The organism is Streptomyces meridianus, assembly GCF_023703325.1.
GTDB classification, from domain to species: domain Bacteria; phylum Actinomycetota; class Actinomycetes; order Streptomycetales; family Streptomycetaceae; genus Streptomyces; species Streptomyces meridianus.
In genome coordinates, this window is the sequence record NZ_JAMQGM010000046.1 from 16476 (window position 1) to 37002 (window position 20527).

The 20527-nt window shown below is 72.4% G+C and carries 16 protein-coding genes; 9 read left to right on the plus strand and 7 right to left on the minus strand.

Features of this window, described 5'->3' with window-relative positions:
• Positions 1-83: 83 nt before the first annotated feature.
• From M1E25_RS20835 to narI, 4 genes are read left to right on the plus strand one after another with little or no spacing between them, the layout of a single operon-like run.
• Entirely contained in the window at positions 84-3770 is a 3687-nt protein-coding gene (locus M1E25_RS20835; protein ID WP_251417959.1) for a nitrate reductase subunit alpha, read from the plus strand.
• Positions 3770-5440 carry a nitrate reductase subunit beta gene (gene narH / locus M1E25_RS20840; protein WP_251417961.1) on the plus strand — a complete coding sequence of 557 codons (1671 nt, stop codon included), beginning with the start codon at positions 3770-3772 and terminating at the stop codon, positions 5438-5440. The genes M1E25_RS20835 and narH overlap by 1 nt, the downstream gene beginning before the upstream one ends.
• Complete coding sequence (narJ, locus tag M1E25_RS20845; protein ID WP_251417963.1) at positions 5437-6075, plus strand: nitrate reductase molybdenum cofactor assembly chaperone; 639 nt, start codon at positions 5437-5439, stop codon at positions 6073-6075. The genes narH and narJ overlap by 4 nt, the downstream gene beginning before the upstream one ends.
• Complete coding sequence (gene narI, locus M1E25_RS20850) at positions 6072-6782, plus strand: respiratory nitrate reductase subunit gamma (RefSeq protein WP_251417965.1); 711 nt, start codon at positions 6072-6074, stop codon at positions 6780-6782. Before narJ ends, narI begins: the two co-directional genes overlap by 4 nt.
• A 55-nt stretch (positions 6783-6837) precedes the next feature.
• Here narI and M1E25_RS25825 read toward each other — a convergent pair whose 3' ends face one another.
• Positions 6838-7701, minus strand: coding sequence for a universal stress protein (locus M1E25_RS25825; RefSeq protein WP_251417967.1), 864 nt, complete (start codon positions 7699-7701; stop codon positions 6838-6840).
• Positions 7702-7958: 257 nt separating this feature from the next.
• Between M1E25_RS25825 and M1E25_RS20860 the strand changes: the two genes are divergently transcribed.
• From M1E25_RS20860 to dhaK, 3 genes are all read left to right on the plus strand, one after another.
• Positions 7959-8948, plus strand: a complete 990-nt coding sequence (locus M1E25_RS20860; protein WP_251417969.1) for an Acg family FMN-binding oxidoreductase — start codon at positions 7959-7961, stop codon at positions 8946-8948.
• Positions 8949-9304: 356 nt separating this feature from the next.
• On the plus strand, positions 9305-10177 hold the full coding sequence (locus M1E25_RS20865; protein ID WP_251417971.1) for a universal stress protein: 873 nt from the start codon (positions 9305-9307) through the stop codon (positions 10175-10177).
• A gap of 607 nt (positions 10178-10784) precedes the next feature.
• A complete protein-coding gene (gene dhaK, locus M1E25_RS20870; RefSeq protein WP_251417973.1) occupies positions 10785-11777 on the plus strand; it encodes a dihydroxyacetone kinase subunit DhaK in 993 nt (330 codons plus the stop codon).
• Between the two features lie 26 nt (positions 11778-11803).
• Here dhaK and M1E25_RS20875 read toward each other — a convergent pair whose 3' ends face one another.
• The gene (locus M1E25_RS20875) at positions 11804-12283 is read right to left on the minus strand and encodes a nuclear transport factor 2 family protein (RefSeq protein ID WP_251417975.1); all 480 of its coding nucleotides are present in this window, start codon (positions 12281-12283) and stop codon (positions 11804-11806) included.
• A 236-nt stretch (positions 12284-12519) separates the two neighbouring features.
• On the opposite strand from M1E25_RS20875, the gene M1E25_RS20880 reads away from it, so the two are divergent.
• Positions 12520-13911: an MFS transporter gene (locus tag M1E25_RS20880; protein WP_251417977.1), complete on the plus strand. Its 1392-nt coding sequence runs from the start codon at positions 12520-12522 to the stop codon at positions 13909-13911.
• A gap of 133 nt (positions 13912-14044) precedes the next feature.
• Here the strand turns inward: M1E25_RS20880 and M1E25_RS20885 are convergent, their stop codons facing one another.
• The 5 genes from M1E25_RS20885 to M1E25_RS20905 form a co-directional block, all read right to left on the minus strand.
• Positions 14045-15961 carry a helix-turn-helix domain-containing protein gene (locus M1E25_RS20885; RefSeq protein WP_251417979.1) on the minus strand — a complete coding sequence of 639 codons (1917 nt, stop codon included), beginning with the start codon at positions 15959-15961 and terminating at the stop codon, positions 14045-14047.
• Between the two features lie 113 nt (positions 15962-16074).
• The gene (locus tag M1E25_RS20890; protein WP_251417981.1) at positions 16075-16902 is read right to left on the minus strand and encodes a 3-hydroxybutyrate dehydrogenase; all 828 of its coding nucleotides are present in this window, start codon (positions 16900-16902) and stop codon (positions 16075-16077) included.
• A 55-nt stretch (positions 16903-16957) separates the two neighbouring features.
• Positions 16958-17437: an NUDIX hydrolase gene (locus M1E25_RS20895; RefSeq protein WP_251417983.1), complete on the minus strand. Its 480-nt coding sequence runs from the start codon at positions 17435-17437 to the stop codon at positions 16958-16960.
• A gap of 190 nt (positions 17438-17627) precedes the next feature.
• Positions 17628-18194, minus strand: a complete 567-nt coding sequence (locus M1E25_RS20900; protein WP_251417985.1) for a hypothetical protein — start codon at positions 18192-18194, stop codon at positions 17628-17630.
• 129 nt (positions 18195-18323) lie between these two features.
• Positions 18324-19115, minus strand: a complete 792-nt coding sequence (locus tag M1E25_RS20905; RefSeq protein WP_251417987.1) for a glutamate racemase — start codon at positions 19113-19115, stop codon at positions 18324-18326.
• 141 nt (positions 19116-19256) lie between these two features.
• Between M1E25_RS20905 and M1E25_RS20910 the strand changes: the two genes are divergently transcribed.
• Positions 19257-20459, plus strand: coding sequence for a glycosyltransferase (locus M1E25_RS20910; protein ID WP_251417989.1), 1203 nt, complete (start codon positions 19257-19259; stop codon positions 20457-20459).
• The last annotated feature ends 68 nt before the right edge of the window (positions 20460-20527 follow it).

The following is a 20527-nucleotide window of genomic DNA, read 5'->3' on the forward strand; positions in this document are numbered from 1 at the left end:
GAGACGGAACATGAAATACGCGACATAACGGTAGTTTGGCACGCGGGGTGGCCGGTCAATCCGCACAGATGAGGTGACGGCAGGTGGGATCCGTCCGGAAGAAGAACGACGGCCGTGCAACGGAGGCGCTCCTGCGCGCGGGCCGGTTCCTCACCCGCTCCGAGGTCTCGCCCGACCTGCGGGCCGTCTTCCGGGAGGGAGGCCGCGAGGGTGACACGTTCTACCGTGACCGATGGAGTCACGACAAGGTCGTGCGTTCCACACACGGAGTCAACTGCACGGGTTCCTGCTCCTGGAAGGTCTACGTCAAGGACGGCATCATCACCTGGGAGAGCCAGGAGACCGACTACCCGTCGGTCGGGCCGGACTCCCCGGAGTACGAGCCCCGGGGCTGTCCACGGGGCGCGGCGTTCTCCTGGTACACCTACTCCCCGACGCGGGTGCGGTTCCCCTATGCGCGTGGCGTCCTCGTGGAGATGTTCCGTGAGGCGAGGGCCCGCCTGGGCGATCCGGTGGTGGCCTGGGCCGACATCGTCAACGATCCCGGACGCCGGCGGCGCTACCAGCAGGCCCGGGGCAAGGGCGGCCACGTCCGGGTGAGCTGGGACGAGGCCGTGGAGATCGTGGCCGCGGCACACGTCCACACCATCCGGCGATGGGGTCCTGACCGGATCGCCGGCTTCTCCCCCATCCCCGCCATGTCGATGGTGTCGCACGCGATCGGCTCGCGCTTCATCCAGCTGCTCGGCGGCTGCATGACGTCCTTCTACGACTGGTACGCCGACCTGCCGGTGGCCTCCCCCCAGGTGTTCGGCGACCAGACGGACGTACCGGAGTCCGGCGACTGGTGGAACGCCGCCTATCTGGTCATGTGGGGATCCAACGTCTCCGTCACCCGAACCCCGGACGCCCACTGGATGGCCGAGGCACGCTACCGGGGCCAGAAAGTGGTCGTGGTCTCACCGGACTACGCCGACAACACCAAGTTCGCCGATCAGTGGCTGCCCGCACAGCCCGGCACCGACGGGGCTCTCGCACTCGCCATGGGCCACGTCATCCTCAAGGAGTGCTTCGTCGACCGGCGGGTGCCGTTCTTCGTCGACTTCGTCGCGCAGTTCACCGACCTGCCCTTCCTCGTCACCCTGGAACCGCACGACGGATCACTCGTGCCGGGAAAGTTCCTGCGCGCCTCCGATCTGGGGGACGACTCCGAGGAGGCCCTGTGGAAGACGGTCCTGGTCGACGGCCGTACCGGCCGGCCGGTGGTGCCCGGTGGCACGCTCGGGGACCGGTGGACCCCCTCGGGCGAGGGCCGCTGGAATCTGGACCTCGGTGACGTCGCGCCCCGGCTGACGCTGCTGCGCGACAAGGAGGCGGAGCACGCGGAGGTGCTGCTGCCGCGCTTCGACACCGCCGGCTCGTCCGGTGCCGTGCTGCGCCGGGGCGTACCCGTACGGCGGATCGCGGGCCGGACGGTGACAACCGTCTTCGATCTGATGCTCGCTCAGTACGGCGTGCACCGGGAGGGGCTCCCCGGCAACTGGCCGGCCGGATACGACGACCCCGCCGAGCCGTGCACCCCCGCCTGGCAGGAGCAGCTGACCTCGGTGCCCGCCGCCGCCGCGGTGCGGGTGGCCCGTGAGATGGCCGACAACTCGGAACGGTCCGGGGGCCGCACGATGATCATCATGGGGGGCGGCATCTGCCAGTGGTTCCACGGCGACACCACCTACCGCGCGATTCTCGCGCTCCTCATGCTCACGGGCTCGATGGGCCGCAACGGCGGAGGATGGGCCCACTACGTCGGCCAGGAGAAGTGCCGCCCGGTCACCGGCTGGGCCGCCCTCGCCTCCGCCACCGACTGGCAGCGTCCACCGCGGCAGATGACGGGGACCTCGTACTGGTACACCCACACCGACCAATGGCGCTACGACGGCTACCGGGCCGACGCGCTCGCCTCGCCCCTGGCCCGCGGCGACCTCGCCGGCCTGCACACCGCCGACACCCTCGCCCTCTCCGCCCGGCTGGGCTGGATGCCCTCGTATCCCCAGTTCGACCGCAACCCGCTGGACCTCGCGGACGCAGCCGCGCAGCACGGCGAGGAACCCGAAACCCACGTCGCCCGGCTGCTGGCCGCGGGCGAACTCGGCTGGGCGTGCGAGGACCCGGACGCCCCGGAGAACTGGCCGCGCTGCCTGACCCTGTGGCGGTCGAATCTGCTGGGCTCCTCGGGCAAGGGCGCGGAGTACTTCCAGCGTCACCTTCTCGGCACCCACTCCGGCCTGCGCGCCGGGCAGGCGCCGCCGGAGAACCGTCCCCGCGACGTGCGATGGCGCGACGAGGCCCCGGAGGGAAAACTCGACCTCCTGCTGGCTCTCGACTTCCGGATGACCAGCTCAACCCTGCTCGCCGACATCGTGCTCCCCGCCGCCACCTGGTACGAGAAGTACGACCTCTCCTCGACGGACATGCACCCGTACGTGCACGCGTTCACCCCGGCCATCGACCCGCCGTGGCAGACCCGCACCGACTTCGCCGCCTTCACCGCGATCGCCCGCCGGTTCAGCGAACTGGCCCGTGTGCACCTCGGGGTACGCCGCGACGTGGTGGCCACGCCGCTCCAGCACGACACGCCCGGTGAGACCGCCCAGCCGCTGGGCACGGTGCGGGACTGGCGCACGGGGCAGACCGCTCCCGTGCCGGGGCGGACCATGCCCGCGTTCACCGCCGTCGAACGCGACTACACCGCCGTCGCCGACAAGCTGCTCGCCCTCGGGCCACTCGTCGAGGAACTCGGGCTGACCACGAAGGGCGTCACCTTCCACCCCGAGGAGGAGGTCCGCGAACTGGCCCGCGTCAACGGAGTGATGCTCGGCGGAGCCTGCGACGGCCGCCCCGCCCTGGACACCGACGCCAAGATGGCCGAGGCCGTCCTCGCCCTCTCCGGCGCCACCAACGGCCGGCTGGCCGCTCAGGGCTTCCGCACCGCCGAACGCCGTGTCGGCCGGCGGCTCTCCCACCTCGTGGAAGGCAGCGAGGAACGCCGGATCACCTTCGCCGACACCCGGGCCCGTCCGGTTCCGGTGATCACCAGCCCCGAGTGGTCCGGCAGCGAGACCGGCGGCCGCCGATACGCGGCGTTCACCACCAACGTCGAGGAGCTCAAGCCCTGGCACACCCTCACCGGGCGCATGCACTTCCTCCTCGATCACGACTGGATGCGCGAGTTCGGCGAGACCCTGCCCGTCTACCGGCCGCCGTTGGACATGCAACACCTCTTCGGCGAACCCGCCTTCGGACCCGACGGCGCCCGGCAGGTCACCGTGCGGTATCTGACCCCGCACTCCAAGTGGTCCATCCACTCGGAGTACCAGGACAACCTGCTCATGCTGTCCCTCTCACGTGGCGGTCCCACGGTGTGGATCAGTCCGGCGGACGCCGAGGCCATCGGGGCGGGGGACAACGACTGGGTCGAGGCGGTGAACCGCAACGGGGTGGTGGCGCTCCGCGCGATCGTCTCGCACCGCATGCCGACCGGAACGGTGTACGTCCACCACGCACAGGAGCGCGTCGTCAACGTGCCCGTGACAGAGGCCACCGGACGGCGCGGCGGCATCCACAACTCCCTGACCCGCGTCCTCGTCAAGCCGACGCACCTCATCGGCGGCTACGCCCAACTCTCCTTCGGTTTCAACTACCTCGGGCCCACCGGCAACCAGCGCGACGAGGTCACGGTCATCCGCCGCCGCTCCCAGAAGGTGACGTACTGATGAAAGTGATGACCCAGCTGGCCATGGTCATGAACCTCGACAAGTGCATCGGCTGCCACACCTGTTCGGTCACCTGCAAACAGGCGTGGACCAACCGCAGCGGAGTCGAGTACGTCTGGTTCAACAACGTCGAGACCCGCCCGGGCCAGGGCTACCCGCGGCGCTACCAGGATCAGGACACATGGCGGGGCGGCTGGGAGCTGGGACGGCGCGGGCGGCTGAAGCCGAAGTCCGGGGGACGGTTGCGCAAGCTGCTCACCATCTTCGCCAACCCGGTGCTGCCCAACATCCGCGACTACTACGAACCGTGGACGTACGACTACTCCACCCTCACCACCGCGCCGCTGGGCGACGACTTCCCGGTCGCCCAGCCGGTGTCGCTGCTCTCCGGCCGGCCGACGAGCGTCGAGTGGAGCGCCAACTGGGACGACAACCTGGGCGGCGGACCCGCGAACGCCGGGCTCGACCCCGTCATCGAGCGCCTGCGCAGCGAGGCGGAGGAGAAGGTCCGGTTCTCCTTCGAGCAGGCGTACATGTTCTACCTGCCGCGCATCTGCGAGCACTGCCTCAACCCCTCGTGCGTCGCCTCCTGTCCCTCGGGGGCGATGTACAAGCGCTCCGAGGACGGCATCGTGCTGGTCGACCAGGACCGCTGCCGCGGCTGGCGGATGTGCGTGACCGGTTGCCCGTACAAGAAGGTGTACTTCAACCACCGCACCGGCAAGGCGGAGAAGTGCACCTTCTGCTATCCGCGGATCGAGGTCGGTCTGCCCACGGTGTGCTCGGAGACCTGCGTCGGCCGGCTGCGCTACATCGGCCCCGTCCTCTACGACGCCGACCGGGTCGGCGAAGCGGCGTCCGTCGCCGACCCCACGGACCTCTACGAGGCGCAACTCGACCTGCTGCTGGACCCGTCGGATCCACAGGTGACCGATGCCGCCCGCCGCGAGGGCATCCCCGAGGACTGGCTGGACGCCGCCCGGCGTTCGCCGGTTTACGCGCTAACCAAGGTCCACCGGGTCGCCCTGCCGCTGCACCCGGAGTTCCGCACGCTGCCGATGGTCTGGTACGTGCCACCGCTCTCCCCCGTCACGGAGGCGCTCAGCAGCACCGGGCACGACGGCGAGGACGTGGACAACCTCTTCGGCGCCATCGACACACTGCGGATTCCGGTCGCATACCTGGCCGAACTGTTCACTGCCGGCGATCCGGTCCCCGTGCGGCGTGCGCTCCAGCGGCTGTCGGCGATGCGGTCCTACATGCGCGCGGTCAACCTCGGCGATCCGCCCGACGAGTCCGTCGCGGCGCGAGCGGGAATGACCGGCGAGGACGTCACGGCCCTCTACCGGCTGCTCGCCGTGGCCAAGTACGAAGACCGCTACGTCATCCCCACCGCCCACGAGGCCGAGGGCCGGCACATGGAGGAGACCGCCTGCAGCCTGGACTTCGAGGGCGGACCCGGCATGCACGGCAGTGGCCCGTTCGGGGAGGCGTCGGGACGCCCCCGCCCCGTGTCCGTGGAGACCTTCCACGCCCTCAGACACCGCCAGACGAGCCCGGGCGGTCCGGGAGACCCGGAGGCACGGGTGAACCTGCTCAACTGGGACGGCAAGGGCCGCCCCGCCGGACTGTTCCCGCCGAAGGGGACGCGACCCGAGGAGAGCGCGTGACCACCGGACAGGAGGCAGCCGTGGTCTGCCAGGCGGCGTCGGTGCTGCTGCAGTATCCCGACGAGGCGTTCCACGAGCGCGTCCCCCTCGTGGCCGCCGCCGTTGCCGAACTGCCGCCGGGCCCCGCCCGTTCAGCGCTGCGGGCTCATCTCGACCACCTCGCGGACACCGCGTCGCGCGAACTGGCCGAGAACTACGTGGCCACCTTCGACCGCAGGCGCCGCTGCTGCCTCCACCTCACCTGGTGGAGGGACGGGGAGACCCGCCGTCGGGGGCAGGCGCTGGCCGATCTCAAGGCCCGCTACCGGAGCCGGGGGCTCGAGACCGGCAGTGACGAGCTGCCCGACTACCTTCCGGCCGTGCTCGAATACGCCGCCATGGGCGACCTCACCGACGGTCTCGCCCTTCTCCAGGAGCACCGGGCCGGCATCGAGTTGCTCCGGCTGGCCCTCGAGGAGGCCGGTTCGCCCCATGCGGAGGTGGTGAGAGCCGTCTGCTCCCTGCTTCCGGGCCCGTCGCCGCGCGACCGGGCGGCCGCACGGGCGCTGGCGCGAACGGGGCCGCCGCAGGAGACCGTCGGGCTCGCCCCGTACACCGTGCCGTCTCTTCCGTCACCGGAGGAGGCGCGCCGTTGAGCACCGTCGACACCGTCCTGTGGGGGGTTCTGCCGTACGTCACCCTCGTCGTGCTCGTCGGGGGCACCGTCTGGCGCTACCGGTACGACCAGTTCGGCTGGACCACCCGCTCCTCGGAGTTGTACGAGTCGCGACTGCTGCGGGTGGGGAGCCCCCTGTTCCACTTCGGGATCCTCGTTGTGGTCATCGGTCACGCGATCGGTCTGCTCGTCCCCGAGAACTGGACGTCCGCCGTGGGCATCGGGCAGGCCGCCTATCACGTGCAGGCCCTGCTCCTCGGATCCGTCGCCGGCTTCGCGACCCTCGCGGGTGCGGCGATCCTCGTGTACCGGCGCCGGACGACCGGGCCCGTCTTCACGGCCACCACCCGTAACGACAAGGCCATGTATCTCGTCCTGGTCGCCGCGATCGTCGCCGGGCTGGTCGCCACCGGTTCCGGTGCCGGTGTCGTCGGCGAGGAGCACAACTACCGCGAGACCGTCTCCGCCTGGTTCCGGTCCGTCTTCGTGCTGCGGCCGGACGTCGCCGCGATGGCCTCCGCGCCGCCGGCGTTCCGGGTTCACGCTCTCATCGGCATGCTGCTCTTCGCGCTCTGGCCCTTCACCCGGCTCGTGCACGCCTTCACCGCGCCGGTCGGCTACCTCTTCCGTCCCTACATCGTCTACCGGTCCCGTGCCGAGACCGCCCGGGCCCGGCGCGGATGGTGAGCCGGAACCACCGGGCCGCACCGCAAGGCCCTCCCGGTTCCGGATCGGCGCGTGCTCAGTCGTGGGGCACGACGGCGACCGGACAGCCGGCGTGATGCACGGCGGCCTGGAGAACAGGGCCGATGCGGGGCCGTAGTGCGCCCGGGTGCCTGCGTCGGCCGACGGCCAGCAGCAACGCTCCCTCGGACGCGCGGACGATCGCCCGGCCGGGGCTCTCCGCCCGCAGTTCCTCCTCCACCCGCACCGAGGGAAAGCGCTCACGCCAGGGACGCAACGCCCCGGCCAGCTCCTGCCGCATGTCGTCCACCGCCTCCTCCACGACGACATGGTCCGAACCCCACGGGGTGTAGACGTGCGTCGGGAGCCTGCTCGCCTGAACGGCACGAAGCTTCGCCCCGTGGCGTGCCGCGGTGTCGAAGGCGAACTCCAGCAGTGCGTCGGGCCGGTGGACGCTCAGTCCCACCACCACGTCGGCGACGGTGCCGGGCCGCTCCACGCCCTCCAGCTCCGCGCGCACCAGAACCAGGCGGCCGTCGGCGCGCGCCATCACGCTCAGCCCCACGTCGCCGAGGAAGTAGCTGGGGGCGCGGGCCAGCCCCTGCGAACCGATCGCGAGGATCTCGGACCGGGCCGCGGCCTCCAGCAGGGCGCCCTTCGGTTCGTCCGCCACGAGTTCGCTGGTGACGGGCAGGTCCGGGACCACACCGCGGACCGCCACCCGGGCCGTCTCGAGCATGTGCTCGGACCAGGCCTGCCAGTCCGCCTCGGTGCCGCGTGCGCGGGGTTCGGGCGTGAACGGGGCACGCGCGTGCATCAGGCGCAGCGGGAGCCCGCGCAGCTCGGCCTCCCGGGCCGCCCAGCGGGCCGCCGACAGGCTCTCCTCCGAGCCGTCGAGTCCAACGGTGATGGCCGGTTCCACGGCGTTCACCTCCGTCCTCCGCCAGGGGCGCGAGCACTTTCCCACAGCGTGCTGCCGGTGCGAACGACGGTGACAGGGCCCAACGGCCCCCGAACCGGACCGTCAGGGCCAGCGGTCTCGCCGGCGGCGCCGCGCGGGCCCGTCGCGCCCGGCCGCCCTCCGGCCGGGTCCTTTCGGCCCCTGCCGCCGGCAGACGGACATGGGCGAGGGTGGAACCGGAAGCCCCATCGGGGACAAGGGCCAGACGTGAGGTTCTCATGTCCGTACGGTCGATCGATCGCCACCAGGTGGCCGCTCTGGTCGCCGACGCCGTCATGGCGCCCTCCATGCACAATGCGCAGCCGTGGCGGTTCCGCTATGCGTGCGGCGAGGCCGTGTTCCGGCTGTACGCCGATCCTCAACGGCGTATCCCGCACTCCGACCCGTCCGACCGGGGCCTCCACATCGGCTGCGGTACGGCCCTGCTGAACCTGCGTGTCGCCCTGGCCCACGCCGGCTGGGCGGCCGACACGGAACTGCTGCCCGAGCCAGGTGATCCCGGGCTGTTGGCGACGGTGCGCCCGGTTCCGGACCGTCCGCCGGACGACGGTCTGGCGGGGCTGCACCCGGCAATCCGGTCCCGGCACACCAGCCGCCACCCGTTCGCGGACCTCGAGGTCCCCAGGACGGTGAGGGACGAACTCGGGGACGCCGCCCGGCAGGAGGGCGTGCGGCTCGAGTTCGTGTCCGCCCAGCACCTGGAGACGGTTCTGACCCTGATACGGGACGCCGAGACGTACACCTTCATGGATGCCGGGCGGGACGCCGACACGTCACGCTGGACCCGTTTCGGGGACGAGGCCGGCGCCGCCGAGGACGGCGTGCCCGATTACGCGTTCGGCCCCCGCAGGCGCGGCGGCAGGGCTCCGGTGCGCGACCTCGCCGGACGGCGCGTACTGGCGGGCCAGGACGTCGCCGACTTCGAGGAGACGCCCCATCTGGTCCTGCTGAGCACGAGCGGTGACCGTCCCGTCGACTGGCTGCGAACGGGCCAGGCCGTGGAACGGGTCCTGCTCGTGGCCACCGTCCACGGTCTGCGGGCCTCGTTCGCCACACAGGCGCTCGAGTGGCCGGACCTGCGCTGGGCACTGCGCGATCCGGTCACCGGAACGGGACACGTCCAGTTGGTCCTGCGCTTCGGTTACGGGGCTCCGGGCCCGGCGACACCGCGCCGGGCGGTGCACGAGGTACTCGACATCCAGCCGTAGGTCCCATCCGGGTCCTGTCGACAAATTTCTCCTGGCCCGGCGCCCCCGGCCCCGCCGTACGGCGGACAGCGCCATGCGCCGGACGGAACCGAGCAGGGCCCGGGCAGGCCGGTACGACCGGTGGGGGCGGTCCGCCTGCCGCCGATCGTGAGCCGGACGTCTCACCCGGACCGCTCGACGCGGGGCGGCGACGAGCCGGTCCCCCGTGAGTCTTCGGCTTCCCCGCCCGGCACCGGCGCCCGCCGGCAGGGCCGAACGGTCCCCCGCCGAGGCCGTGCGCCCACTCGCGGCTCCGGTCCCGCGGTGCGACGGTGCTCTTGGAGGTCCGGCACGTCGCACGGAGGACGGTGACAGTCATGGAGCATCCCCTCGTCGTGGGTGTGGACGGTTCGGAGAGCAGCCTGCAGGCCGTGGACTGGGCCGCCGACGAGGCGGCCCGCTCGGGCGTGCCGCTGCGCGTCGTCCATGCGTCGCTGTGGGAGCGCTACGAGAGCGCGGTGCCGTCCGTCGACCCGGATCGGCCGTCGGAACGGGTGCTGGCCGAGCACATCGCCGCCTCCGCGGCGGAGCGCGCCCGGCTCCGGGCCCCGGAGCTGAAGGTCCGTGCGGACGTGCTTCCCCAGGACGCCGTGTCCGCGCTGCTGGACCGGGACGGCGAGGCGTCGGCGCTCGTCGTCGGATCACGTGGCAGAGGAGCCGTGGCCGCACTGCTGCTCGGCTCGGTGAGCCTCAAGGTGGCCGCACGGGCGCACTGCCCGGTGTTCGTGGTGCGTGGGGACAGGAAGAACCTGGAGGGCGAGCTGCACCGCGTCGTCGTCGGGGTGAGCGAGGGCGAGGATCCGTCGGCCTTGCGCTTCGCGTTCGCCGAGGCCGAAGCGCGCGGCTGCCCGCTGCACGCCGTCACGGCCTGGCGCGCTCCGGCCCATCCGGACCGGTCCAGCCCGCTGATGACGGGGGGTACGAAGCTCACGGAGGAACGGGCCGCGTCCGACCTGCTGACCGAGGCTCTGCGGGAACCGATGGAGGGTCACCCGCAGGTCGTCGTGGAGCGCGAGGTCGTCGAGGGCTCGGCCAGGAAGGCTCTCCTGAAGGCCGCGGGAGCAGCGGATCTGCTGGTCGTCGGGGCTGCGCGGGCCCGTAATGCGCCGGGGCTGCAGCTCGGTTCGGTCAGTCACGCCGTGCTGCACCACGCCACCTGCCCGGTCGCCGTCGTCCCCCGGCCGCTCTGAGCGGCGGCCGCACCGGCACCGCGCCCGGCGCCCGGCGCCCGGCGCCCGCGTAAAACCGCGGGACGCGCCGGTGGGTTGTGCCCGGGAGGCTCCGGCGCTCCCGGACCGACCGCCGCGAGTCCGTGACGCCTCAACGGCTGCGGGAGGAAGGGGCAGTTCGGACCCGGCACCGCGCACTGCGAGCCGTCCGTGGCGGCGCACCGCCCGTCAGGGCCCTTTCAAGGGCCCTTTCCCTCACCCGGATCCGCGCGCCTCGCGGACATCACTGCGCCCATCGGGCCATCCGCCGAAAGGAGGTCGAGCGGGACGAGGGCTCGTTTCCGACGGCACGGCTGCCGGTTACGGGACGGGCCCGTACCGTGAGATGCAGGGAAGGGCATTGCGAGCGGACTGCTCCTGCCACGGCCGGACGGTCTGCTCGGGATGTTCCCGCGCAGCGTCCTGTGCGCTCCGAACCCGGGAGGCGCCGCGAGGGCCGGACCGGCGGCGCTCTCGCGGCAGCCCGCGCCGGGCCGCCGGGGGCACCGGGAACGACAACCGCACAAAGGCCTCCGACCTGGTCGTTCCGGGCCGGAGGACATCCGACAACCCGCGATGGAGGGGTCCCATGAAGATGCTCATCAACGTGCCCGAGACGGTGGTGTCGGACGCCCTGCGCGGGCTGGCCGCCGCACACCCGGACCTGACCGTCGACGTGGAGCACCAGGTGATCGTCCGGCGGGACGCCCCGGTGGCCGGCAAGGTCGGACTGGTCTCCGGCGGCGGCTCCGGTCACGAACCGCTGCACGGCGGTTTCGTCGGCCCCGGCATGCTCGACGCCGCCTGCCCCGGCGCGGTCTTCACCTCACCCGTGCCCGACCAGATGGCCAGGGCTGCCGCTGCGGTGGACAGCGGCAAGGGCGTGCTGTTCATCGTGAAGAACTACACGGGCGACGTCCTGAACTTCAACATGGCCGCGGAGATGGCCGAGGACGAGGGCATCCAGGTCGCCAGCGTCCTGGTCAACGACGACGTGGCGGTCACCGACAGCCTCTACACGGCCGGCCGGCGTGGCACCGGTGCCACCCTCTTCGTCGAGAAGATCGCGGGCGCCGCGGCCGACGAGGGCGCGCCGCTGGAGCGGGTGGAGGCGCTCGCCCGCCGGGTCAACGAATCCTCCCGGAGCTTCGGTGTGGCGCTCAGCGCATGCACCACACCGTCCAAAGGCAGCCCCACGTTCGATCTCCCGCCGGGCGAGCTGGAGCTGGGGATCGGCATCCACGGCGAACCCGGGCGGGAGCGGCGCGCCATGATGACGTCGCGCGAGATCGCCGACTTCGCCGTGAACGCCGTGCTGGAGGACCTCGAACCCACCGGCCCGGTGCTGGTCCTGGTCAACGGCATGGGGGCGACCCCGCAGCTGGAGCTCTACGGATTCAACGCCGAGGTGCAGCGGGTCCTGGGCGAGCGCGGTGTGACGGCGGCGCGGACCCTGGTCGGCAACTACGTGACCTCGCTGGACATGGCCGGGTGTTCGGTCACGCTGTGCCAGGCCGACGACGAACTCATGCGGCTGTGGGACGCTCCGGTCCAAACCCCGGGTCTGCGCTGGGGCAGGTGAGGTAGTGCGCGGCTTCCGGGCCGCGTTCACCCCTGCGCGGCGAGGTGGGCGTCGAACTCCTCGCCGCGCACCGTGTCCTCGAACACCTCGTAGCTGGTCAGCCGCCCCCACCGCATCCGGCCGTGGATCGTCCCGCGGTTGGTGTAGACGACCTGCCCCCACTCGTCCTCGCACCAGTCGGAGAAGCGCAGGGCGATCCGGGTCGCCCAGGGTGGTCCGGAGACCAGCACGTCCTCGAAGTCGATGACGAGCCCGGCGTCCACGAACCGCTGCAGCCACCGCCCCACTTCCTGCTTGCCCCGGAACTCCCCCGACCATGAGCTGCGCCCGGGGAAGACGAGCCGCACATCGTCGGCGTATCCGCGCATCTGGGGCCCGATGTCGCCGTCCCGCAACCTCCGGGCGTTGTGCCGCACCACCGCCCCCACGACCGCCTCGTAGAACGACGGGAGCATCGCCCCCGCCACGACCGCTGCGGCCAGCGCCGACCGGTTCGCCACCGACATGCGTCCGTCCCCCTCACGTGGAGTGCATCGATGTTCCGCCACGGTAATCGACGGACTGCGCCCGGGCGAGGCACATGGTGACAAGAGGCACATGCGATGGGACGACTATGGGGTCCCACCACATGGGTGGATGACGGCCGGGTTTCTACGGTGTGGCGACACGAAGCAGAACAACAACCGTCCAGGGCCGCTGCGCATCCGCGCCCGACCCCCGCTCCCGCCCGGAAGTGGTGACCATGGCTACCCCGGCCTCCGTGCCCGCAAAACCCGGTTCGATCCGTCGTATCGTCGCCGCCAGCCTCATCGGCACCACGATCGAGTGGTACGACTTCTTCCTCTACGGCGCCGCCGCCGCGATCGTCTTCAACCAGCTCTTCTTCCCCGGTTCGGACCCCCTGGTCGGCACGCTGCTGGCATTCCTGACCTACGCGGTGGGCTTCGCGGCCCGGCCTGTCGGAGCGCTCGTCTTCGGCCATTACGGCGACCGGCTGGGCCGGAAGAAGCTGCTGGTGCTGAGCCTGATGATGATGGGCGGCGCCACCTTCGCCATCGGTCTGCTCCCCACGCACGCCGCCGTCGGCTCGGCCGCTCCCCTGCTGCTGACCGCGCTGCGCCTGGTCCAGGGCTTCGCCCTGGGCGGTGAGTGGGGCGGCGCGGTGCTGCTCGTCTCGGAGCACGGCGAGCCCGAGCGCCGCGGGTTCTGGGCGTCCTGGCCGCAGACCGGCGCTCCTGCCGGCCAACTGCTGGCGACCGGCGTCCTCGCGGTGCTCACGGCCACGACGTCCGACGCGGCGTTCCTCTCGTGGGGCTGGCGCGTGCCGTTCCTGCTCTCCGGTGTTCTGGTCCTCATCGGTCTGTGGATCCGGCTGTCGGTCGACGAGTCCCCGGTCTTCAAGGCCGCGCTGGCCAGGGCCGAGGAGCGCAAGGCGCAGAACATCGTGGAGAAGGCTCCGCTGGTCGCGGTGCTGCGTCACCACTGGCGCGATGTGCTGGTGGCCATCGGCTGCCGGATGGCCGAGAACATCAGCTACTACGTGATCACCGCCTTCGTGCTGGTCTACGCGGTCGAGCAGGCCGGGATGGACAAGCAGTCCGCCCTCAACGCGGTGCTGATCGCCTCCGCCATTCACTTCGTCACGATCCCGATGTGGGGCGCGCTCTCCGACCGCCTGGGCCGCCGGCCCGTGTACCTGATCGGAGCCGCCGGTGTGGGCCTGTGGGCCTTCCCGTTCTTCTCGCTCGTCGACACGGAGAGCTTCGCCGCCCTGCTCCTCGCGGTGACGGTCGGGCTGTTCTTCCACGGCGCGATGTACGCCCCGCAGGCGGCCTTCTTCGCGGAGATGTTCACGACCCGGGTGCGGTACTCGGGAGCCTCGATCGGCGCCCAGTTCTCGTCGGTCGCTGCCGGCGCCCCGGCCCCGCTGATCGCCACGGCGCTGCTGGCGGAGTCCGGCGAATCGACCATGATCTCGCTCTACGTCATCGCGGCCGCGTTGCTGACCCTGCTGGCGGTGTGGGTGGCGAAGGAGACCCGCGAGCGCGATCTCAGCGCCGTCGAGCCGCAGGACGGGGTGGGCGGGTCCACCTCCCCGGCCGGCTCGGCTCCGGCCGCCCCCACGGGCAGCTGACGCCCGGAGCGCGGGCGCTCCGAGAGGCCCGTTCCTCCACCTCTGCCAGGTGGAGGAACGGGCCTCTCGCACGCGCTGCGGGACCGGACCCGGCTCGGCAGCTCGGGCGCAGCCTGCCGGCGACGGTCAGCGGTCAGCGGTCGACGGCCGACGCCAGCCCGTGCAGGCGCAGCGCGAGCTGGATCTCCAGGGTGTTGGACGGCGTCTGCCAGTCGGGGCCGAGGAGCCGGCCGATGCGCTCCAGGCGCTGGGCGACGGTGTTGACGTGGACGTGCAGGGCGTCCTTGGTGCGGACCGGGCTCATGCCGCAGCCGAAGTAGGCGTCGAGGGTCCGCACCAGTTCGGTGCCGCGCCGTTCGTCGTAGTCGACGACCGCGCCGATGGTGCGGTGCACGAAGGCCCCGACGTCGCGGCTGTCGGCCAGCAGCAGCCCCAGGAAGCCGAAGTCCTCGGCTGCCGCCCCCTGGCCCGCGCGGCCGAGCAGCCGCAGGGTCTCCAGACAGCGCCGGGACTCGGCGTAGGCGCCGGCCACGGTTCCCGGGCGGCTTCCCGGCGCCTCGACGGGCGCGGAGGCCCCCACGGTGACCGGGGCGCTGACGGCGTTGCCGAGCTGCTTGGCGACCTGCCGGGCGGTCTCGGCGGCGCTGCCGTCGCTCCCCAGAGGCAGCAGCAGCACGGTTCCGCCGTCCCGCGCCGCCGCCAGGCCGTGCCGGGTCGCCGCGAGGTGGGAGGCCGCGGACCACAGTCGCTGCCGTTCGTCCGTCTCCTGTTCGGCGCTGCCGGGGACGGGATTCTCGACGCGCGCGCTCAGCACCACGTTCGGGGCGTCGAGGTCGGCGTGCAGCCGGGCGGCGCGCTCACGCAGCAGGCGCGGGTCGCGGTCGGAGGCGTCGAGGAGGTCGTCCAGAAGCTCGCCGCGCACCCGTTGCTCGGCTTCCCCGGCCGAGCGCCGGGCGAGCAGCAGCAGGGAGGTCACCATGGCGGCACGTTCCAGGGTCCGCTGGTCCACGGAGTCGAGGGACGGGTGTCCTTCGAGGACCAGCGCGCCGAACAGCTCTCCGCCGGCGGAGACGGCCGCGACCCAGTCGTCGCCTTCGAGGACGGCGTGGCCGTCCTCGCGGGAGCGGTCGACGGCTTCGGCCGGGACGGCCGCGGCCTCGAAGAACCTGACCGTCCCCTGGAGGACCTCGCCGACAGCGGCCGCCACGTCCTGCACACCGCCGCCGCGCAGCACCAGCTCCGCGAGCCGGTCGTGCACGTCGGAGGCGCGCTCGATCATGGCACTGCCGTCGCGGATGATCTTGTTGGCGGCCTCGAGTTCCGCAAGCGCCGAGCGGGTCTCGCCCAGCAGGTTCGCGGTGTCGATGGCCACGGCGGCATGTGCGGCGAAGGACCCGAGCAGGGCGATCTGCCCGCGTTCGAAGACGCGGGCACGGCGGTCGGCTGCGAACAGCACGCCGATGACGCCGCTGCCCAGCATCAGCGGCACCCCGAGGATCGCGACCAGCCCTTCGTCCCTGACCCCGGAGTCGATGTCGCGCGTGTGCTGGAAGCGCGGGTCGTCGAAGTAGTTCTCGGTGACGTACGGCCGGGCCGTCTGGGCGACGAGCCCTCCCAGCCCCTCGCCCATGCCCAGTCGCAACTGCTGGAAGCGGGCGGAGACCGAGCCGTCGGTGACCCGCATGTAGGTGTCGCCGGCGGCGGGATCGTTGAGCGTCAGGTAGGCGACTTCGCTGCCCAGCAGCGACCGCGCGCGCTGCACGATGGCGTGCAGCACCGCGTCGAGGTCCCGCAGGCCCGCCAGGTCGTGGGCGGTCTCGAAGAGCGCGGACAGCTCCGCCTCGCGTCTGCGGCGGCCCTCCAGCTCGGCGCGGACCCGCAGGGCGTGCATCTTGTCCCGGTCGAGCATCGCCAGCTCCTCGGCGGACGCCCCGTCGGCGCGCGCCCGCAGCACCGGCCGCTCGTACTCCTCGGCGGGTGCGCCACGGGCGAGAAGGCCGAGGTAGGCGGATTCGGCGGGTTCCGGGGACCGGGGACGGGCGGAGGACATGCTGACAGGGATACCCGGACGGGACCCCGGCGCGCCACCCCTGATCACCCGGGCCCCGGCCCTGCCGTCCGCCCCGCCCCGGGGCATCCGCCCCGGTTCCGGCGCGTCGCGGCTCAGTGGGCGGTCCATCCGCCATCGAGCGGCAGCGACACCCCGGTGATGAAGGACGCCGGCTCGGTGCAGAGGTAGGCCACGGCCTCGGCGACCTCGTCCGTTTCCACCAGCCGCTTCACGGCGGAGTCCGCGAGCATGATGTCGGTGACGACCCGCTCCTCCGGGATGCCGTGGGCGGCCGCCTGGTCGGCGATCTGGCGCTCGACGAGCGGCGTGCGGACGTACCCGGGGCTCACGCAGTTCGAGGTGACCCCGTGCTCGGCCCCTTCCAGGGCGACGACCTTCGACAGCCCCTCGAGCCCGTGCTTGGCGGCCACGTAGGCCGACTTGAACGGCGAGGCACGCAGTCCGTGGACGGAGGAGATGTTGACGATCCGGCCCCAGCCCTGTGCGTACATGTGGGGAAGCGCACCCCGCACGAGCCGGAACGGGGATTCGAGCATCACCTTCAGGACGGTACCGAAGACCTCGGGCGGGAACTCCTCGACCGGCTTCACCAGCTGGATCCCCGCGTTGTTGACGAGAACGTCGACTCCTCGGGCGGCCTCCTCGGCGGCGTCGAGGTCGGTGAGGTCGAGCACGCGCGGTACGAGGGACCCGGGCAGGTCCCCGGCCTTCCGGATCAGGTCCTCGAGCCCGTCCTCGTCCCGGTCCACGGCTCTGACCTCGGCACCGGCGGCGGTCAGACGCAGGGCGCAGGCGCTGCCGATCCCTCCGGCCGCACCGGTCACCAGGGCGGTGCGGCCGGTGAGGTCGAGGCCGGCGGCAGAGCGCGGCGCGGGGACGGGTGCGGGGGCGGGCTGTCCTGATGTGCTCGACGCGGTCATGGTCGGCACCCTAGGCAGCGGTCAGGGCACCACCGATGTGCTCACGCGCCATACTTCACGGGCCAGTGGTGGGGTCGAACCACGTCGGCCCCGAATCGAGTGCCTGCTTGATCCGCGTCAGGGCGAACTCCTCGAGCTCGGGCAGGGCGTCGATGGCGAACCAGCGCACGTCCAGGGACTCGTCGTCGTTGACGCGGGCCTCGCCGCCGACGGCCCGGCAGCGCAGGGTGACGTCCATGAACTGGCAGGTGTCGCCGTTGGGGTAGGTGAAGGGGTCCAGGGCCTGGACCAGCACGACCCGTTCCGGGACGCAGTGCACCCCGGTCTCCTCGAGAACCTCGCGGACCGCGGTCCGGGCCGGCTGTTCGCCGGGCTCCGGGATTCCGCCGATGACGGACCAGCGCCCGGTGTCCTTGCGTTTGCCGAGCAGGACGCGGCCTTCGGCATCGAACACGATGGCGCTGACGCCGGGGAGCCAGAGCAGCTGGTGCCCTGCGGTCTCCCGCAGCCGGCGGATGAATTCGGGTGTGGCCATGGGGCGAGAGTACGGCCTGTGCCGGGCGGGGCGCGGCCCAGACCGAGGACGGGCGCGAAGGCGTCCGGGGTGTGCCTCTGAACGGCCCCGTCCGCCGTCGGACGGGGCTCGGTGTCCGGTGCTCCCGGGAACGGCGGCTGGAGAAGGGCGCGCCGGGCGGCCGAAGCCGGGTGGGGCGTGAGGGACAGCCCTACACCTGGGCCTGGTGGCCGGGGAGGCCGCTCATGCCCAGCCGGTCCCTGATCACGCGGACGGCGGACTCGGCTCCGTCGACCGTGACGGTGAACGTCCGGTCGCCGCGCAGGCGCAGCAGGAACCCTTCCCCGCGCCGGACCACCACGGCCGTGCCCTTCTCCGGCCGCCACCGGTACCCCCAGCCGCCCCAGTGGCACGGTGTCACCCGGGGCAGGAACTCGGCGCCGGTGATGTCGTCGAACGGGATGTTCCGGCGCGGCACTCCGACGTGTCCGCACCGGATCCGGACGGCATCGTGGTCGATCCGCACGACGACGTGAACGAAGGCGAGGGTTCCGAAGAGCACCAGCAGACCGGCGGCGAGGCAGCCGACGACGGCCATGACCAGCGGGACGATCGCGGTGGTCCAGGACGCGACGACGGCCAGCCGGACGCCGAGGACGAGACAGGCCACACCTGCGGCCGCGAGCAGCCACTGCAGGCGGTTGGAGGCGTGCCCGCTCCACACCGTGCGGTGCGGGCCCGCGCCGGAGGATGCCGTGCCGTGCGGATGGTGCCTCATACCCCGAGCCTACTTGCGGGGACGGGTCCGGAGCGGGACGGCTTCCTCCGGCACCCGGGTCGGCACGGCTCGGTCCGCGCGGGTCCGGCGTGCGAGGAACCCGGCGCCCGATGCTCCGATCGGGCGCCGTCAGCCCTGTGCGGCCGGCGCCGTGGAAGCCAGCAGCCGCCCTTCGGCGTACGTCAGCGCGGCGTCCGGCAGGCCCGCCTCCCGGCCGCTGAGGAGAACCGTGAGGTCGCCGCTCATCGCCGCGCCGGGGTCGGGTCGCACGCCGATCCGGCGCAGGGCCTGGGCAGCGACGGCTCCGGCCGAGGTGTGCAGGACGAGCGGGGCCAGGCCGGGCTGCTGCACGGCGGCGCGGATGCGTTCGGCGACCAGTTCGTAGTGGGTGCAGCCGAGGACGACGGCGCGGACGTCGCGCGGCGTGCGGGCCGCAGCGGCCTCGATCGCGGCGTCGACCGCGGCCTCGTCGGCCCGTTCCACGGCGTCCGCCAACCCGGGGCAGGGCACCTCGGTGGCCTCGACGCCGTCGGCGAAATCCCGGATCAGGGCGCGCTGGTAATCACTGCCGGTGGTGGCCGGGGTGGCCCAGACGGCGATCGGTCCGCCCCCGGCCGCGGCGGGCTTGACGGCCGGAACGGTGCCGACGACGGGGAAGGCGTGCTCGAACTCCTCGCGGATCACGGGCAGCCCATGGACGGAGGCCGTGTTGCAGGCGACGATCAGCGCGTCGGGATCATGCGCCGCGGCTGCCCGGGCACAGGCCAGGGCGCGGTCGGCAATGTCCTCGGATGTCAGGGGTCCCCACGGCATCCCGTCCGGGTCCGAGGTGAGAACGAGCGCGGCGTCGGGGCGCAGCCGGCGCACCGCGGCGGCTGCCGCCAGAAGGCCGATACCGGAGTCCAGCAGTGCGATCTTCACCCGGCAACCCTAGTGGATCGCCCGCCACCGCCCCCCGTCGGCCCCCGGACGGGGAGGCCGCATCGTGGCAGGCGCAGGCGGGCCGGGAAACACCGGCCGCACCTCTCGGGCGGCCGGTCCGGCGTCCGTCAGACTGCCGGGGTGAGCCCCCTGTTCTGGATCTCCCTCGCCTCGATGTCGGCATGGTGCTGGCTGGTGTCGGCCCACGGTCTCTTCTGGCTCACCGGCACCCGGCTGCCCGCCTGTCCGCCGCCCGCAGTCTGGCCGGACGTTGCCGTGGTCGTCCCGGCCCGGGATGAGGCCGCGCTGCTGCCGGTCAGCCTTCCGTCGCTGCTCGCCCAGGACTATCCGGGCCGGTTCGAGGTGGTTCTGGTGGATGACGGGAGCACGGACGGCACGGGCGCTCTGGGCCGGGCCCTCGGCGAGGCCCATCCGTCGGTGCGTGACGGCAGGACGGTGCTGACCGTCTGTTCGCCCGGCGAACCGGAGCCGGGGTGGACGGGGAAGCTGTGGGCGGTGAACCACGGGATCGCGGTCGCCCGGTCCCGGATGCCGGGCCTGCGTCATCTGCTGCTGACCGACGCCGACATCGAGCACGGACCGGGCAGCCTGCGGGCGCTGGTGTCCGCAGCGGAGTCGGACGATCTCGACCTGGTCTCGCTGATGGCCCGGTTGCGGGTGGAGACACCGTGGGAGCGCCTGATCGTCCCGGCGTTCGTCTACTTCTTCGCTCAGCTCTACCCGTTCCGCCGGGTCAACCGGGCCGGTTCACGGACGGCCGCCGCCGCGGGCGGCTGTGTCCTGCTGCGTGACGAGGCGGCTGCCCGGGCCGGTGTTCCGGGGGGCATCCGCGGGGCCGTCATCGACGACGTGTCCCTGGCCCGCGCGGTCAAGCGCAGCGGGGGCCGGATCCGGCTGGGCTTGGCGGACGGGGTGCGCAGCGTGCGGCCGTACCCGGGGCTGGGTGAGTTGTGGCGCATGGTGTCGCGCTGCGCGTACGCCCAGCTCGGGCACAGTCCGCTGGTGCTCGCCGGTGCGGTCGCGGCGCTGGCCGTCGTCTACCTGCTGCCACCGGTGGCGGTGGTCGCCGGCGTGTGGCGGGGGGACGGTGCGGCAGCGGCGGCAGGCGGCTGCGCGTGGGCGCTGATGACGGTGACCTACCTGCCGATGCTGCGCCACTACCGGCAGCCCGTCCTGCTCGCACCGTCCCTGCCGTTCACGGCTCTGCTCTATCTGCTCATGACGGTCGACTCGGCGGTCCAGCACGCCCGCGGGCGGGGGGCGGCCTGGAAAGGCCGGACGTACGCCCGGCCGGGGACGGCCCGGGAGGGCGCGGGCGGCTGACGGTTCGTTTCCCGTCCGGCCCGGCCGGCGGGTTCCGGGGACCGGAAACACCCTTGTCTTGTCCTCAC

Bases quoted from the DNA above. Each gene is read 5' to 3' on its own strand.
- M1E25_RS20880 (WP_251417977.1), top strand. From the start codon at position 12,520: ATGGCTACCCCGGCCTCCGTGCCCGCAAAACCCGGTTCGATCCGTCGT.
- M1E25_RS20875 (WP_251417975.1), bottom strand. From the start codon at position 12,283: ATGTCGGTGGCGAACCGGTCGGCGCTGGCCGCAGCGGTCGTGGCGGGG.
- M1E25_RS20890 (WP_251417981.1), bottom strand. From the start codon at position 16,902: ATGACCGCGTCGAGCACATCAGGACAGCCCGCCCCCGCACCCGTCCCC.
- M1E25_RS20895 (WP_251417983.1), bottom strand. From the start codon at position 17,437: ATGGCCACACCCGAATTCATCCGCCGGCTGCGGGAGACCGCAGGGCAC.
- M1E25_RS20860 (WP_251417969.1), top strand. From the start codon at position 7,959: ATGTCCGTACGGTCGATCGATCGCCACCAGGTGGCCGCTCTGGTCGCC.
- narH (WP_251417961.1), top strand. From the start codon at position 3,770: ATGAAAGTGATGACCCAGCTGGCCATGGTCATGAACCTCGACAAGTGC.
- dhaK (WP_251417973.1), top strand. From the start codon at position 10,785: ATGAAGATGCTCATCAACGTGCCCGAGACGGTGGTGTCGGACGCCCTG.
- M1E25_RS20885 (WP_251417979.1), bottom strand. From the start codon at position 15,961: ATGTCCTCCGCCCGTCCCCGGTCCCCGGAACCCGCCGAATCCGCCTAC.
- M1E25_RS20900 (WP_251417985.1), bottom strand. From the start codon at position 18,194: ATGAGGCACCATCCGCACGGCACGGCATCCTCCGGCGCGGGCCCGCAC.
- M1E25_RS20865 (WP_251417971.1), top strand. From the start codon at position 9,305: ATGGAGCATCCCCTCGTCGTGGGTGTGGACGGTTCGGAGAGCAGCCTG.